Annotated in this window: 11 protein-coding genes; 4 read left to right on the forward strand and 7 right to left on the reverse strand. The window is 70.8% G+C overall.

Annotation, left to right across the window (positions count from 1 at the left end):
* Positions 1-3 precede the first annotated feature (3 nt).
* Together aroB and VM685_RS11665 are read right to left on the reverse strand one after the other, a co-directional pair.
* A complete protein-coding gene (gene aroB, locus VM685_RS11660; protein WP_325460317.1) occupies positions 4-1116 on the reverse strand; it encodes a 3-dehydroquinate synthase in 1113 nt (370 codons plus the stop codon).
* Positions 1113-1661 (reverse strand): shikimate kinase, encoded by a 549-nt coding sequence (locus VM685_RS11665; RefSeq protein ID WP_325460385.1) that lies wholly within the window; start codon positions 1659-1661, stop codon positions 1113-1115. The genes aroB and VM685_RS11665 overlap by 4 nt, the downstream gene beginning before the upstream one ends.
* 67 nt (positions 1662-1728) lie before the next feature.
* Between VM685_RS11665 and VM685_RS11670 the strand changes: the two genes are divergently transcribed.
* Together VM685_RS11670 and VM685_RS11675 are read left to right on the forward strand one after the other, a co-directional pair.
* Entirely contained in the window at positions 1729-2928 is a 1200-nt protein-coding gene (locus tag VM685_RS11670) for a hypothetical protein (RefSeq protein ID WP_325460318.1), read from the forward strand.
* Positions 2925-3839: a site-specific tyrosine recombinase XerD gene (locus VM685_RS11675; protein ID WP_325460319.1), complete on the forward strand. Its 915-nt coding sequence runs from the start codon at positions 2925-2927 to the stop codon at positions 3837-3839. Before VM685_RS11670 ends, VM685_RS11675 begins: the two co-directional genes overlap by 4 nt.
* A gap of 59 nt (positions 3840-3898) precedes the next feature.
* Here VM685_RS11675 and VM685_RS11680 read toward each other — a convergent pair whose 3' ends face one another.
* Positions 3899-4669, reverse strand: coding sequence for a glycine zipper domain-containing protein (locus VM685_RS11680; protein WP_325460320.1), 771 nt, complete (start codon positions 4667-4669; stop codon positions 3899-3901).
* 193 nt (positions 4670-4862) lie between these two features.
* Positions 4863-5528, reverse strand: a complete 666-nt coding sequence (locus tag VM685_RS11685) for a DUF6766 family protein (protein WP_325460321.1) — start codon at positions 5526-5528, stop codon at positions 4863-4865.
* A 143-nt stretch (positions 5529-5671) separates the two neighbouring features.
* On the opposite strand from VM685_RS11685, the gene VM685_RS11690 reads away from it, so the two are divergent.
* Together VM685_RS11690 and VM685_RS11695 are read left to right on the forward strand one after the other, a co-directional pair.
* Positions 5672-6634, forward strand: coding sequence for an acetyl-CoA carboxylase carboxyltransferase subunit alpha (locus tag VM685_RS11690; protein ID WP_325460322.1), 963 nt, complete (start codon positions 5672-5674; stop codon positions 6632-6634).
* 68 nt (positions 6635-6702) lie between these two features.
* The gene (locus VM685_RS11695) at positions 6703-7701 is read left to right on the forward strand and encodes an NAD(P)H-dependent flavin oxidoreductase (protein WP_414693359.1); all 999 of its coding nucleotides are present in this window, start codon (positions 6703-6705) and stop codon (positions 7699-7701) included.
* A 110-nt stretch (positions 7702-7811) separates the two neighbouring features.
* On the opposite strand, the gene VM685_RS11700 is transcribed toward VM685_RS11695, so the two are convergent.
* The 3 genes from VM685_RS11700 to VM685_RS11710 form a co-directional block, all read right to left on the reverse strand.
* Entirely contained in the window at positions 7812-10838 is a 3027-nt protein-coding gene (locus VM685_RS11700) for a TonB-dependent receptor domain-containing protein (RefSeq protein WP_325460324.1), read from the reverse strand.
* 415 nt (positions 10839-11253) lie between these two features.
* A complete protein-coding gene (locus VM685_RS11705; RefSeq protein ID WP_325460325.1) occupies positions 11254-12264 on the reverse strand; it encodes a beta-eliminating lyase-related protein in 1011 nt (336 codons plus the stop codon).
* Positions 12265-12280: 16 nt separating this feature from the next.
* The gene (locus VM685_RS11710) at positions 12281-13429 is read right to left on the reverse strand and encodes an epoxide hydrolase (protein WP_325460326.1); all 1149 of its coding nucleotides are present in this window, start codon (positions 13427-13429) and stop codon (positions 12281-12283) included.
* Positions 13430-13453 lie beyond the last annotated feature (24 nt).

Below are 13453 nucleotides of genomic sequence, written 5' to 3' on the forward strand. Positions count from 1 at the left end.
CGTTCACGACCTTGCGCCCTCGGCCAGCAGGAAGTCGCGCACGGCGTAGCCGTCCACGTCCTTGGCGACAAAGGCCTCACCGAGCCGGCGGGCGAGGATGAAGGTCAGCTTGCCGGACTCGGCCTTCTTGTCCTGCGCCATGTGGCGAACCAGCCGCTCGGCGGCGAACGGATAGCCGGGGATATCCGCGAGCCGGGTCGGCAGGCCGGCCGCGGCGATGGCGGCCTGGGCGCGGGTGGCGTCCTGCGCGTCGCAGAGGCCCTGGGCGGCGGAGAAGCGGAACGCCAGCGCCATGCCCGCCGCCACGGCCTCGCCGTGCAGCAGGGCCTCGCCGTAGCCGGTCTCCGATTCCAGGGCGTGGCCGAAGGTGTGGCCAAGGTTCAGCAGGGCCCGGCGACCGCGCTCGGTCTCGTCCTCGGCGACGATCTCGGCCTTCATCTCCACGGAGCGGGCGACGGCGTGCAGCAGGGCCTGCGGCTCGCGCGCCAGCACCTGCCGGCCGTTCGCCTCCAGCCACTCGAAGAAGCCGAAGTCGCCCAGCAGGCCGTACTTGATGATCTCGGCGTAGCCCGCCCGCATCTCGCGGTCGGGAAGGGTGGCCAGGACGTCCAGGTCGGCCAGCACCAGCCTGGGCTGGTGGAAGGCGCCCACCAGGTTCTTGCCGCGCGGCGTGTCGATGGCGGTCTTGCCCCCCACGGACGAATCTACCTGGGCAAGCAGTGTCGTGGGGATCTGCACGAAGTCGATGCCGCGCTTGTAGACGGCGGCCGCGAAGCCCGCGAGGTCGCCCACCACGCCGCCGCCGAAAGCCACCACCAGGTCTGCGCGGTCCAGCTCCAGCGCCAGCAGGCGGTCGCAGACGTCGGCCAGCCCCTCGAAGCTCTTGGTCTGCTCGCCGGGCGGCACGATCAGCGGCGAGACGTCGATGCCGGAGCGGTCGAGCACGCCCGAGAGCCGCTGCCCATGCAGGCCCCACACCGTCTCGTCGCTGACGACCGCGACGCGGCGGTTCTTCAGGAACGGCAGGATGCGCTGCCCCGCCTCGTCCAGCAGGCCGGGTCCGATGACCACCTCATAGGCGCGATCGCCGAGGCCGACGGGAACGGTCCGCGTCATCGGTCCTGCGTCTCCAGAAAGGCGCTGAGCGCGCGGATCACCTGGTCGACGGTGATGTGGTGGGCGGTGTCGCCGGTCTCGACCGTCACATCGGCCTCGGCGTAGGCCGGATAGCGGACCTCCGCCTGGGCCTTCAGCACCTCGAGCGGGTCCTTGCCGGCCAGCAGCGGCCGGGTGTCCTTGCGCCCGACCCGGCGGGCCAGGACGTCCAGGTCGGCCTTCAGCCAGACGGAGACGGCCTTCGACTTGATCAGCGCCCGGGTGTCCGCATTCATGAACGCCCCCCCGCCGGTGGCCAGGACCATCGGCGGCTGTTCCAGGAGGCGGGCGATGACCCGCCGCTCCCCCTCGCGGAAGGCGGCTTCGCCCAGTTCGGCGAAGATGTCGGAGATCGACCGTCCGGCGGCGGCCTCCACCTCGGCGTCGGTGTCGCGGAACGGCAGGTCCAGGGCGTTGGCGAGCCGGCGCCCGACACTCGATTTCCCCACGCCCATCAGGCCGACGAGGACGATGGTGCGGCGGCGCAGCGGGTCGAAGCGGTCCATGGAGGTCGCCACGCTTACACGACCGCGCGGCCTCGCGCCAACTCCGGCGGTTCAGTATGCTCTGCGCATGGTCCGCATTTCCCTGGCATTGGCGCTCGTCGCCGGCCTCCTCGCCGCCTCGCCCGGCCACGCCCAGCCGGTGGAGGTGGCGCCGCTGGCGGCGCCCGACGCCTTCTCCGTGGCCGGCCGGGACACCGGCCTGCCGCCCACCCTCTGGCGGGGAACCTCGACGGAGACCCTGCGCGCCGTCCTGCCGCTGCTGGCGGCCAAGCCCCTGTCGCCTGCCGCGGCCCAGCTGGCCCGCCGGGTGCTGGCGACCGGCGCGCCCGGGCCCGACGGCGCGGCCGATCCAGCCCTGCTCGGCCTGCGCGCCCAGGCCCTGCTGGCCATGGGCGACGTCGAGGCCGCCTCCGCTATCCTCGGGCGCGCCGCAGGTCTGGAGCGCAACGCCGAGCTCGCCCGCGCCGCGGCCGAGAGCGCGCTCCTGGCCGGCGACGACGCGCGGGCCTGCGCGCTGGCCGAGGGGCTCGCCACCGGCCGCGACGAGACCTACTGGCTGCGGCTCCGCGCCTTCTGCCAGGCGGCGGCCGGCCAGACCGCCCAGGCCCAGCTCACCTTTGATCTGGCCCAGGCCCAGGCCCGCGACGCCGCCTACGGCCGGCTGATGGCGGCGAAGCTGGGCGCCGGCGCGCCCGGCGCGGCCTCCCTGCGCAATGGTCTCGACTACGCCCTGTCCCGCAGCCTCGGCCTCGACATGACCAAGGCGGCCGCCTCGCCGGCGGTGGCGGCCGCCCAAGCCGGCGGGGCTCCGGCGCCGCCCACCTGGGACCTCGCCACCCTGGGCGGCGGCGTCGCCGAACTCGCCGCCGTGGTCGCCGCGGGCCAGCCCGTCCCCGACGGCGGCGTCACCGCCCTCATCGCCGCCGCGGCGGAGGCCGACGCCAAGACCCGTACGCGGCTGCAGTCGCAGGCGATCCTGCTGGCGGCCCTGAAGCCTCAGCTCAGCCCCGCCGACCGCACCCGGCTCGCCGGCTTCACCCTGGCCGAGGGCAAGGCGCCCGCGGCCCGCAGCCTCGCCCTGCACGACGCCGCCCGCCGCCAGCTTCCCGGCGAGACCGCCCTGCTGGCGCTCTGGACGGCCGCCGACTCCGGGTCCGCGGGGCCCGGCGCAGCCGACCGGGCCCGCATCGCCCGCGCGCTCGCCGAGGCGGGCCTGGAGGCCGACGCCCGGGCCTTCGTCCTCGAGGGGCTGGCGGCGCTGAAATGAGCCAGGGCGCGGCCTGGGCCGAGGCCTTCCTGGAGATGATGGCCGTGGAGCGCGCGGCGGCGAAGAACACGCTCACCGCCTACACGCGCGACCTGGCCGACGCGGCGGGGTTCCTGGCGGCGCGCGGACGCGATCTCGCCTCGGCGTCCGCGGAGGATGTGGAAGCCTATTTCGCCGCCCTCGGCGCCCGCGGCCTGTCGCCCGCCACCGCGGCGCGCCGCCGTGCGGCCGTGCGGCAGTTCTACCGCTTCGTCCTGGGCGAGACCTGGCGGGCGGACGACCCCTCCCGACGGGTGGAGGCGCCGAAGAAGGGCCGCAGCCTCCCCAAGGTGCTGAGCCGCGAGGAGATGGACCGGCTGATCGCCGCCGCGTCGGCCCGCGACGGCGCCCAGGGGCTCCGGTTGGGCTGCATGGTGGAGCTGGCCTATGCCTCCGGCCTGCGGATCTCCGAGCTCACCGGCCTGACGCTGGCGGCGCTGGCCCGCGACCCGGCCTACCTGATCGTGAAGGGCAAGGGCGGCAAGGAGCGGCTTGCGCCGCTGAACGAGACCGCCCGCGCGGCGGTGAAGGCCTATCTGGAGGTCCGGCCCCAGTTCCTGCCGCCGAAGGACAAGGCCAACCCCTGGCTCTTCCCGTCCCGCGGCAAGGGCGGCCGCCTCACGCCCCGCCGGTTCGCCCAGCTGCTGGACGAGGCCGCCGCCGACGCCGGCATCGACCCGGCCCGGGTCAGCCCGCACGTTCTGCGCCACGCCTTCGCCACCCACCTGCTGGAGGGCGGGGCGGACCTGCGCGTGGTGCAGAAGCTGCTCGGCCACGCCGACATCGCCACCACCCAGATCTACACCCACGTGGCCGGCGACCGCCTGGCCCAGGTCATGGCCACCAAGCACCCCCTGGCGAAGAAGGGTTGAGGCCCAAAAAAGAGAAGCCGCCCGAGGGGCGGCTTCCAAGGTTGACCTGTGCGGCGCGCTTAGCCGGTGATGCGGTAGCGGCCGTCGCCGTCCGGGCACACCCGGACGTAGCGATAGTCCTGGCCACGATCGTCGATCGGAGCCGGCGCGAGGCGGCAGCGCTGGCGCGTGTAGTAGCTGTACTGCGGCGAGCGGTAGGCCGAGGCTTCCCGGTAGGGGATGGTCTCGTTGTAGGTGAAGTACGGGCCGCGGCTGTCGCACTTGTAGCGGTCGTTGGCCCGGCCCACGGCCGCGCCGACCCCGCCGCCCACCAGGGCGCCGAGCACCGCGCCCTCGGTGCGGGCGTTGCGCGCCGCCACGTTCGAGCCCAGGACCGCGCCGGCCAGGGCGCCGAGCACGCCGGCGGTGACGGTGGAGTTGTTGTTGCAGCGGACGCCGGTCGCGCTGGCGTTCGAGCCGTAGTAGCCCGCCGAGGGGGCGTAGTAGCCCGCCGACGGCGCGCCGTAGCGGTTGTTGGCCCAGTAGGCCTCGTCCCACACCGGGCGGGCGTACATGCGGGCGTAGGCGCCGTAGCCGTAGCGGGCGTCATAGCGCGCCCGTTCGCGGTCCCAGGCGGCCAGGCGGCGCTCATAGTCGCGGCGGGCTTGGTTGTAGTCCTGGCGGGCTTCGCGATAGGCCTCGCGGCTGTTCTCGTACTGGTAGCGTTGCGCCTCGTACTCCGACTGGGCGCGCTGGTATTCGGGGGTCGGCCGGTAGTACTGCGCAGCGACAGGCGAAGCCGTCGCCAGAACCAGCGCCGAGGCCATCCCGATCTTCAGGGGGGCGTTCATGAATCTCTTGCTCCGTTCTTCTCCTCGAGCGCGGTGCTGTGTCAAGGCAGGGGTCCGCGCATCAGTCAAAGGCGCGCCGGGTACGCCTCCAGCCCCCCGTGAAGACATGGGCCTGGCGACCTCGGGCTAACAAACGACGTGCGGGGACAGGAAGTTGCACCTCGGTTCCCCAGGGCGCTGACGGCTTCGTGAACTAGTCCGTGCCCGTCCTGGCGTGAGGGGCGCCGACCGCCTTGCTTTCGGGCGAGCCGCGCTCGCGCAGGAAGATGGCCAGGACCACCAGGACGGCGGTGGACAGGAACTCGCTCTGCCAGTTCTGGAAGGACTCGAACCAGAACCGCGCGTCGCCCAGGTAGGCCAGGAGTTCCGGCGGGGGCTGGTTGTGCTCGAGCGCCTCCTCCGACGCCTGCCGCAGGCTGTTCACCCAGTGCAGGACGAAGGAGGCCAGGAACAGGATCATGAGCGCCAGGCCCAGGGAGTGGGCGTAGAGCGCCCGCGCCATCCCGCCGGCCCGCACGGGGCCCGGCGCGTCGGGATTGTTCTCGTCGAGCTTCGGATCGCGGTCCTGCGCGGCCGGCGCGTCCGGGTCCTTGCTCTCGGGAGAGCCGCGCTGGAACAGATAGGCCGTCAGGGTGACGTAGGTCCACATCTGCAGGAACTCGCTCTCCCAGTTCTCGAAGAGCGTGGAGAGGAAGGCGCCGCCCCTCAGGAACTCGCCAAAGGAGATCAGGACCTGGCCGTGCTGGAGCCGCTCCTCGTTCTCATGGGAGAAGCCCGAAACCATGTGGCCCAGGAGGCTGCCCAGGAAGAGCAGGACCAGGGCGATGGTCAATCCGTTGTCGCGGAGCCATGTCTTCATAGCTGCTGGAAGCCGCCATGACGGCCCAGGTTCCCTTCGCCAGGCTTTACATGCGCCTGCCAGGCGAGGCTGTACTTGTGGGCGCGGGTGAACCCGCCTAATTTCCGCCGCCTCTTTCGTCCGGCAGGGAGCCGCCCCCTCGAATGGTCGCCCACTACCTCGAGTTCGAGCGCCCGATCGCCGACCTCGAAGCCAAGATCGAGGAGCTGTCGAAGCTGTCCGAAAGCGCCGGACCGGGCGCCTTCGATGCTGAGATCGAGGCCCTGCGCGCCCGCGCCCAGGAGCTTCGCCGCGAGGCCTACGCCAATCTCGACGCCTGGCAGAAGACCCAGGTCGCCCGGCATCCGGACCGGCCGCACTTCACCGACTATGTCGCGGCCCTGATCGAGGAGTTCCAGGAGCTGCGCGGCGACCGCGGCTTCGCCGACGACCAGGCCATCGTGGGGGGGCTCGGCCGCTTCCGTGGCCGTCCCGTGGTGATCATCGGCCACGAGAAGGGCCGCGACACGGTCACCCGGGTGAAGCACAACTTCGGCATGGGCCGGCCGGACGGCTATCGCAAGGCGATCCGCCTGATGGAGCTGGCCGAGCGGTTCTCGATGCCGGTGATCACCCTGGTCGACTCGGCCGGCGCATATCCGGGCGTCTCCAGCGAGGAGCGCGGGGTGGCCGAGGCCATCGCCCGGTCCACGGAGAAGTGCCTGTCGCTGGGCACGCCGAACGTCACCGTGATCACAGGCGAGGGGATGTCCGGGGGCGCGATCGCCATCGCCGCCACCAGCCGCGTTCTGATCCTCGAACACGCCATCTATTCCGTGATCTCGCCGGAGGGGGCGAACTCGATCCTCTGGCGGGGCGGGCGCACCGCGGCCGAGGCGGCCAAGGCCATGAAGATCACCGCCGAGGACCTGCTGGCCATGAGGATCGTGGACCGGATCATCCCCGAGCCCACCGGCGGCGCCCACTCCGATCCCGAGGCCGCCATGCTGGCCGTGGGCGAGGCTCTCGAGGAGGAACTGAAGGCCATGGACGGCCTCTCGCCCGACGAGCTTCGCAAGCGCCGGGCCGAGCGGTTCTACGCCATCGGCCGCGCCGGCGTTCAGTAAGCGCGGGGTTGCCTGACGTAGCGTCTGGCTGTTGAGTTCGTCCAAACAGCTGTTTGGAGGAACGCCGCATGGCGCTGAAGACGCGGTTCACCGAGACCTTCGGTATCGAACATCCCATCGTCCAGGGCGGCATGCAGTGGGTCGGCCGCGCCGAGTTGGTGGCGGCCGTGGCCAACGCCGGCGGCCTGGGCTTCATCACGGCGCTCACCCAGCCCACGCCTGACGACCTGCGGCGCGAGATCGACCGCTGCCGCAAGCTCACCGACAAGCCGTTCGGCGTAAACCTGACCATCCTGCCGGCGATCACGCCGCCGCCCTACGCCGAGTACCGGCAGGCGATCATCGACGGCGGGGTGAAGATCGTCGAGACGGCGGGCTACAAGCCCCAGGAGCACGTCGACCACTTCAAGGCGCACGGGATCAAGGTGATCCACAAGTGCACCGCGGTCCGCCACGCGCTCTCGGCCGAGCGGATGGGCGTCGACGCCATCTCCATCGACGGCCTGGAATGCGCCGGGCACCCGGGCGAGGACGACGTGGGCGGCCTGATCCTGATCCCGGCCGCGGCCGACAAGGTGAAGATCCCGATGATCGCCTCGGGCGGCTTCGGCGACGCCCGCGGCCTCGTCGCGGCGCTCGCGCTGGGCGCCGAGGGGATCAACATGGGCACCCGCTTCATGGCCACCGTGGAGAGCCCGATCCACCAGAAGGTGAAGGAGCAGATCGTCGCCAACGACGAGCGGCAGACCAACCTGATCTTCCGGACCATGCACAACACCGCCCGGGTGGCGAAGAACGCGGTGAGCGACGAGGTGGTCGCCATCGAGCGCCGCGGCGGCGCCAAGTTTGAGGACGTGAAGGACCTGGTGGCCGGCGCCCGCGGCAAGGTGGTCTACGAGGCCGGCGATCCCGACTACGGCATCTGGTCGGCCGGCCAGGTCCAGGGGCTGATCCACGACATCCCGACCTGCGCCGAGCTGATTCACCGGATCGTCCGCGAGGCCGAGGAGATCATCCAGGGCCGGCTGGCCGGAATGCTGGCGGCCAGGACGCTGCAGCCGGCCTAGCCGCGCCGCATCGCCGAACGAAAAAGAGCCGCCGGGGCGACCCGGCGGCTCTTCTGTTTTCAGCTTCAGCGGGGTCCCGCCCGGACCCGAAGGCCCGGGCGGTTCGCGCCTTAGAAGCGGGCGGTGAGGCCCACCACGTAGTAGCGGCCGATGAAGTCGTAGGTGCCGTAGGCGGCCGTCGCGTTGGTGGCGCCCAGCGGCGGCTCTTCGTCGAACACGTTTCGGACCACCACGCGGGCGCGGAGGTTGTCCATGCCGATGCCCCAGCCCTCGGCCATGTCGGCCAGGTCGTAGGTGATCCCCAGGTCGTGCAGGAAGTAGCTGTCGACCTTCAGCGGGTAGCGGGTCTCGAACGTGAAGTCGTTGTTGAACCGCGACTCGTCGATCCAGTTCACCGTCCAGTTCACCGACAGCGGACCGCGATCATAGTTGGTCTCGAGCTTGTAGCGCCACTTGGCGTTGCCGATCTCGCCGTGGTCGCGGTTCAGGTCGAAGCCCAGGCCGGTGACCGAGGTCTCCTGACGCTCCACGTGGTAGAGGTCGAAGTTCCACTCGAGCGAGCCCGGATCGCCGCCCAGCCAGCCGCCGAAGGCGCCGCCCAGCCAGTCGGCGAGGTCGACACGATAGTCGACGCCGGCGGTGAAGCCCTCGAAGTTGGTGTAGCCGGCGTTGATGAAGCCGGTGCTCGGACCGTCGGAGGTCGCGCCCGTGCCGGTCGGCTCGCCACGGGTGATGATCTGGCCCTGGCCGCGGACCGGATCGGTCGTGGAGTTGCCCCGCACGAAGCGGCCGCAGGCGTCAGCCGGCGGGTTCGGCGAGTCGTAGCAGACCTGCAGGATCGAGGTCAGGTTGAAGTTCGAGATCGCGTCGTTGAGCTCGATGTTCACCCAGTCGAAGTTGACCGCGAGGCCCGGCAGGAACGAGGGCTGATAGACGAAGCCCACGGTCCACTGCTTGCCGATCTCGTTCTCGAGGTCGGGGTTGCCCGACTGCGAGCCCTGCACCGTCGCCGCCTGGACGTTCGAGGTGAGGTTGAAGTTGGCCGGCAGGCCGAGCGCCTGGAACGCCGCCTGGCAGTTGGCGCGGCGGGTGGCCGGGTTCGGACCGCTGTTGATGTTGCGGAAGTCGCAGGGGTCCGTGGCGGTCATGAAGCTGGTCGCCGTCGGCAGGAACAGCTCGGTGATCGCCGGGGCGCGGAACGAGCGGCTCTTCTGCGCGCGGAACATAAGGTCGGAGATCGGATACCAGCGGGCGCCGTAGCTCCACGCCTTGTCCTTGCCGGCCTGGCTGTGGTCGACCTTCCGGTAGGCGCCTTCCAGCTCCAGGCGGTGCAGGCCCGGGAAGGTGAAGTCACCGCCGAACACCGGCACCAGGGTTTCGCCGTAGAACTCCTTGGTGTCGAACTTGCCGGTCAGGGCCGTGATGGCGGCCGAGCGGCCGACGCCGGCTTCCTGGGGCGCGTTCGGGTTGAAGTCCGACTTCTCGTAGCGGGCCTCGAAGCCCGCCGCGAAGCTCCACATCCCGGCCGGAAGCTGGAACAGGTCGCCGCCGAAGTTACCTTCGTAGACGGTCTGCAGGATCTTGTACTCGGACTCGAACTGCACGCCGATGTAGTCCAGCGCGGCCTGGCTCGGGGAGCCGAAGCCGAACATGTTCAGCGGGGCGCAGCCGTCGGCGCGGGCGGCGGCGCTGCGGCACACGATGGCGCCGCTGGCGTCACGCGTGACGTCGATGGCCTGCTCGAAGCGGGTCTGGACGATGTTCGGGCTCTGGAAGCTCCCGTCCGCCTGGCCGTGGGTGTACGACAGGCTCCAGTTGAAGTCCCGGTCGAGGAAGTTCAGGTCGCCGTCGACCGCCAGCACGCCGCGGAAGGTCTCGCCTTCGGCGGAGGTCTGGTTGTTGCCGATGTCGACCGAGGCGCGCGACAGGAAGAACAGCCGCTCGCCGGGGTTCGCCGGGTCCGCCGTGGTCGCGGTGGGCTGGGCCAGGATCGCCGCGCGGGTGGCCGCGGGCAGGAACGGGTTGGCCGTCGACATCCGCAGGGCCGACGAGTTCCCGCCGAACAGCGGGGCGTTGTAGATCGGCTGGTTGAACGGCTCGACCGCGTTGAACTTCGAGTAGAAGAACTCGGCGTTCACCCGGATGTTGTCGGTCACCTCATAGCGGCCGAAGGCGGTCGCCACGTGGCGTTCCACCGGCGACGACAGCGACGACAGCTCGGCCAGGTTCAGGCCATCGCCGCCCGAAGCGACCGAGGTCTGGTAGAGCGTGCCGAAGTTGTACGGCACCAGCACGCCGCCCGGGCCGAACTGGGCCGGGACGCGGTTGCCGCTGGCGTCCACGATCGTGAGGATCTGGTTCTGGCCAACCCCCGCGACGCCCGTGCCGGCCGCATTGGGACGGAAGGGCAGGCCGCCGAGGGTGACCTCGGGGATGCGGCGGTTGAAGATGATGATCGAGCCCGGGATGTTGTCCGCGCCGCCGGTGTTGGCCGGGTTGGAGGCGAACGTCAGCTGCTCGGCGGTCCGTTGCCGGTCCACGAAGCCCAGGGTCGAGGTCTCGTTGTACTCGTAGCTGCCCGACAGGCTCAGGCGGTCGTCGAGGAAGCGCTTGCCGACGGTGATGCGGGCGCGCCATTCCTCGGCGTCGTTCTCGTCGGAGATGCCGTACTGGGCGTCTAGCTCGACGCCTTCGAAGTCTGTGCGGGTGATCACGTTGATCACGCCGGCGATGGCGTCCGAGCCGTAGACGGCCGAGCCGCCCGCCTGGATGGTCTCGATCCGCTCGACGAGGCCGGTGGGGATGACGTTCAGGTCGACCTGGCCGCCGGCGCCCGTGCCGGTGAAGATCGAGGCCGGGTTGCCGCCCACGAAGCGGCGGCCGTTGACCAGGGTCAGGGTCCGGTTGGTGCCGAGGTTGAAGATGTTGATGAAGTTCCGGCCGACGCCGAAGGAGCCCTGGTCGCCGATCGGGCTGACCGGGATACCGGAGGACGGCAGGTCGTTCAGGGCGTCGGCGACGTTGGTGAAGCCGCGCTCTTCCATCGACTGGGTGGTGATGACCTGCAGCGGCTGAACCGAGGTCAGTTCCGGACGACGGATCCGCGAGCCGGTGACGACGATCTCGTCAACGTTCACTTCCGAGGATTGGGCTTGGGCGAAGGTCGGCGCGGCCAGAAGGCTGGCCGCCGCTGCGGAACCGAGCAACGCGGTTCGAAGCATGTTTCTCATCACAACTTTCATTCTGCGGCCCCCGGGCCTGAGAGGGATGGTTGGCGCGCCGGGCTTGCCCCGACGTCGCTCGGCCGCCGGGTGGCGCTCGGCGCCCTTGCCATGGACAGGCAAGTTCAGCGCTTCGCGCGCGCCCAAACGGCGAGCGGGCAAGCTGTCACGCACCTGACACGCGGGCAACGAAAAGCCGCCACAATGTGACGTGGCGGGTTACCGATGTTCCACATTTCCGGAACGGTGCGCCATAGGCGCCACACATCACGCCAAGTACAGGCAAACTTGACCCTTTTTCTGAAAAGGGTCGCCGCCTGCCGGCGCGGATTCAGGCCAGGTCGCGGAGGGTTGCAGCCAGGGAATCAACCGACTCGGGCGTGGTCGCCCACGAGCACATGAAGCGGACCGAGCCATCGAGGAACCGGTAGGCGAACCAGCCCGAGGCGTGCAGCCGCGCGAGCCTCTCGTCGTCCATTTCCACGAACACGCCGTTCGCCTCGACCGGGTGCCGGACGGGGAAGGGCATGAGCTCGGCGAGCCTGCGGGCCATGGCGTTGGCGTGCGCCGCGTGCCGGACGAAGGCGCCGGAGCCCAGCATCCCGATGAACGGGGCGGCGTAGAACCGGCCCTTGGAGGGCAGCTGCCCGGCCTGTTTCAGACGGGCGTCGAACCGGCGGGCGAGGCCGCGGTCGAAGATCACCACCGCCTCGGTCGGCGGCATGCCGGCCTTGGTCCCGCCGACCACCAGCAGGTCCACGCCGAGGTCCTTGATCAGCTTCAGGTCGAACCCCGCGGCCGCGGCGTTGGCGAGCCGCGCCCCGTCCAGGTGGACCCCGTAGCCCAGCGCCTTCACCGGGGCCGTCAGGGCCTTCAGCTCGTCGTGGGTGTAGACGGTCCCATACTCGGTGGCGTTGGTCAGCGAGAGCGCCGCCGGCGACTGGCGGTAGGAGACGTCCGGCCGGGCGAGCGCCGCCTCCAGGGCCGAGGGCTCGATCCGGCCGGCCGCGCCCGGCAGGCCGATCAGCCCCACGCCATGGCCGAACAGGCCCGGCGCTCCGGTCTCGTCCGTGCAGATATGGGCGTGCTCGTGGGCCAGCACGGCTTCGAAGGGGCGGGCCAGGGCGGCGATCGAGACGGCGTTGGCCGCCGTGCCAGAGGCCACGAACCGCACCTCGGCGTCGGCGTCCAGCATCTCCCGGATCAGGTCCGCCGCCCGCGCGCTGACGGGGTCCGTCCCGTAACCGGACGTGAAGCCGGTGTTGGCCGCCACCAGCGCCTCGATGGCCTCGGGCGCGGCGGGCGCGGTGTTGTCGGACGCGAAGTCGTAGCGGGCGGTCATGAGCGCCCTTTAGCCGTCAGACCTCGCGCGCCCAAGCCCTCACCTCGTCGACGAAGAGTTCCGGCTCCTCCATGGCGGCGAAGTGGCCGCCGCTCGGCATCTCGCTCCAGCGCACGATGTTGTAAGCCCGCTCCGCGAAGGACCTCGGCGGGGCGGCGTAGAGCGGCTCGCCGGGGAAGTTGGCGAAGGCCGTCGGCGTCTCGCAACGCTCGCCGGGCTCGAAGGCGACCCCGCCTTCCTCCACCAGGCCCCGGTAGTACCAGGCCCCCGTCGTGAAGCTGTCCGTCATCACATAGAGCATGATGTTCGTGAGCAGCCGGTCCTTCGGGTAGACCTCGTCCATCGGCTTCTCGCGCAGGTCCGACCAGTCGTGGAAGCGCTCGGCGATCCAGGCCGCCTGTCCCACCGGATTGCCCCCCCCCATCCAGGCGATCGACTGCGGCTTGGAGACCTGCAGCCGGAAGTAGGCGCCCATCACGTCCATCATGCCGGCCTGCCGCTGGGCCCAGGCGACCTCGTCCGGCGTCTGCGGCCCGCCGTGCGGCCGGAAGCCCAGCATGTTCAGGTGGATGGCCCGCGCCGAGCCGCCGTGGTCGCGGCCCAGCCAGGAGGTGACCATAGCTCCCCAGTCGCCGCCCTGCGCCAGATAGGACCTGTAGCCCAGCACCTCGGTCATCAGGGTGTTGAACAGCCGGGCGGTCGTCCGCTGGCCGACCGGCCGGCGCGGCTTCGAGGAAAAGCCGAAGCCGGGCAGGGAGGGGATCACCAGGTCGAAGGCGTCGGCCGGATCGTCGCCGAACCGCGAGGGGAAGGCGAGTGGCTCGATGGCCCGCCAGAACTCGTAGTGCGACCCCGGCCAGCCGTGGGTGACGATCAGGGGCCGCCTGCCGCCCGCCTCACCCACCACGTGCAGGAAGTGGAGGTCGAAGTCCTCGACCCTGGCCGTGAACTGGGGGAAGCGGTTGAGGTCGTCCTCGGCCGCGCGCCAGTCGTAGCGCTGGGTCCAGTGGTCGCAGAGGTCCTTCAGATAGGCCCCGTCGCAGCCGTACGCCCACCCGTCCGGAACTTCGGGGGCCGGCGGCCAGGGATAGTCGCGCACCCGGTCCAGGACGGCCTGCACCTGCGCCTCGTCCCAGCGCACCTTGAACGGCTTGATCTCGGCCATGCGTCCCTCCCGGTTTGGGAAGAG

It is taken from the genome of Phenylobacterium sp., assembly GCF_035539035.1.
Taxonomy (GTDB): Bacteria; Pseudomonadota; Alphaproteobacteria; order Caulobacterales; family Caulobacteraceae; genus Phenylobacterium.

What these genes read in the sequence shown, in the direction of transcription:
- VM685_RS11675 (WP_325460319.1), top strand. Translation starts at nt 2,925, where the DNA reads ATGAGCCAGGGCGCGGCCTGGGCCGAGGCCTTCCTGGAGATGATGGCC.
- VM685_RS11665 (WP_325460385.1), bottom strand. Translation starts at nt 1,661, where the DNA reads ATGGACCGCTTCGACCCGCTGCGCCGCCGCACCATCGTCCTCGTCGGC.
- aroB (WP_325460317.1), bottom strand. Translation starts at nt 1,116, where the DNA reads ATGACGCGGACCGTTCCCGTCGGCCTCGGCGATCGCGCCTATGAGGTG.
- VM685_RS11695 (WP_414693359.1), top strand. Translation starts at nt 6,703, where the DNA reads ATGGCGCTGAAGACGCGGTTCACCGAGACCTTCGGTATCGAACATCCC.
- VM685_RS11685 (WP_325460321.1), bottom strand. Translation starts at nt 5,528, where the DNA reads ATGAAGACATGGCTCCGCGACAACGGATTGACCATCGCCCTGGTCCTG.
- VM685_RS11670 (WP_325460318.1), top strand. Translation starts at nt 1,729, where the DNA reads ATGGTCCGCATTTCCCTGGCATTGGCGCTCGTCGCCGGCCTCCTCGCC.
- VM685_RS11710 (WP_325460326.1), bottom strand. Translation starts at nt 13,429, where the DNA reads ATGGCCGAGATCAAGCCGTTCAAGGTGCGCTGGGACGAGGCGCAGGTG.
- VM685_RS11680 (WP_325460320.1), bottom strand. Translation starts at nt 4,669, where the DNA reads ATGAACGCCCCCCTGAAGATCGGGATGGCCTCGGCGCTGGTTCTGGCG.
- VM685_RS11705 (WP_325460325.1), bottom strand. Translation starts at nt 12,264, where the DNA reads ATGACCGCCCGCTACGACTTCGCGTCCGACAACACCGCGCCCGCCGCG.
- VM685_RS11690 (WP_325460322.1), top strand. Translation starts at nt 5,672, where the DNA reads ATGGTCGCCCACTACCTCGAGTTCGAGCGCCCGATCGCCGACCTCGAA.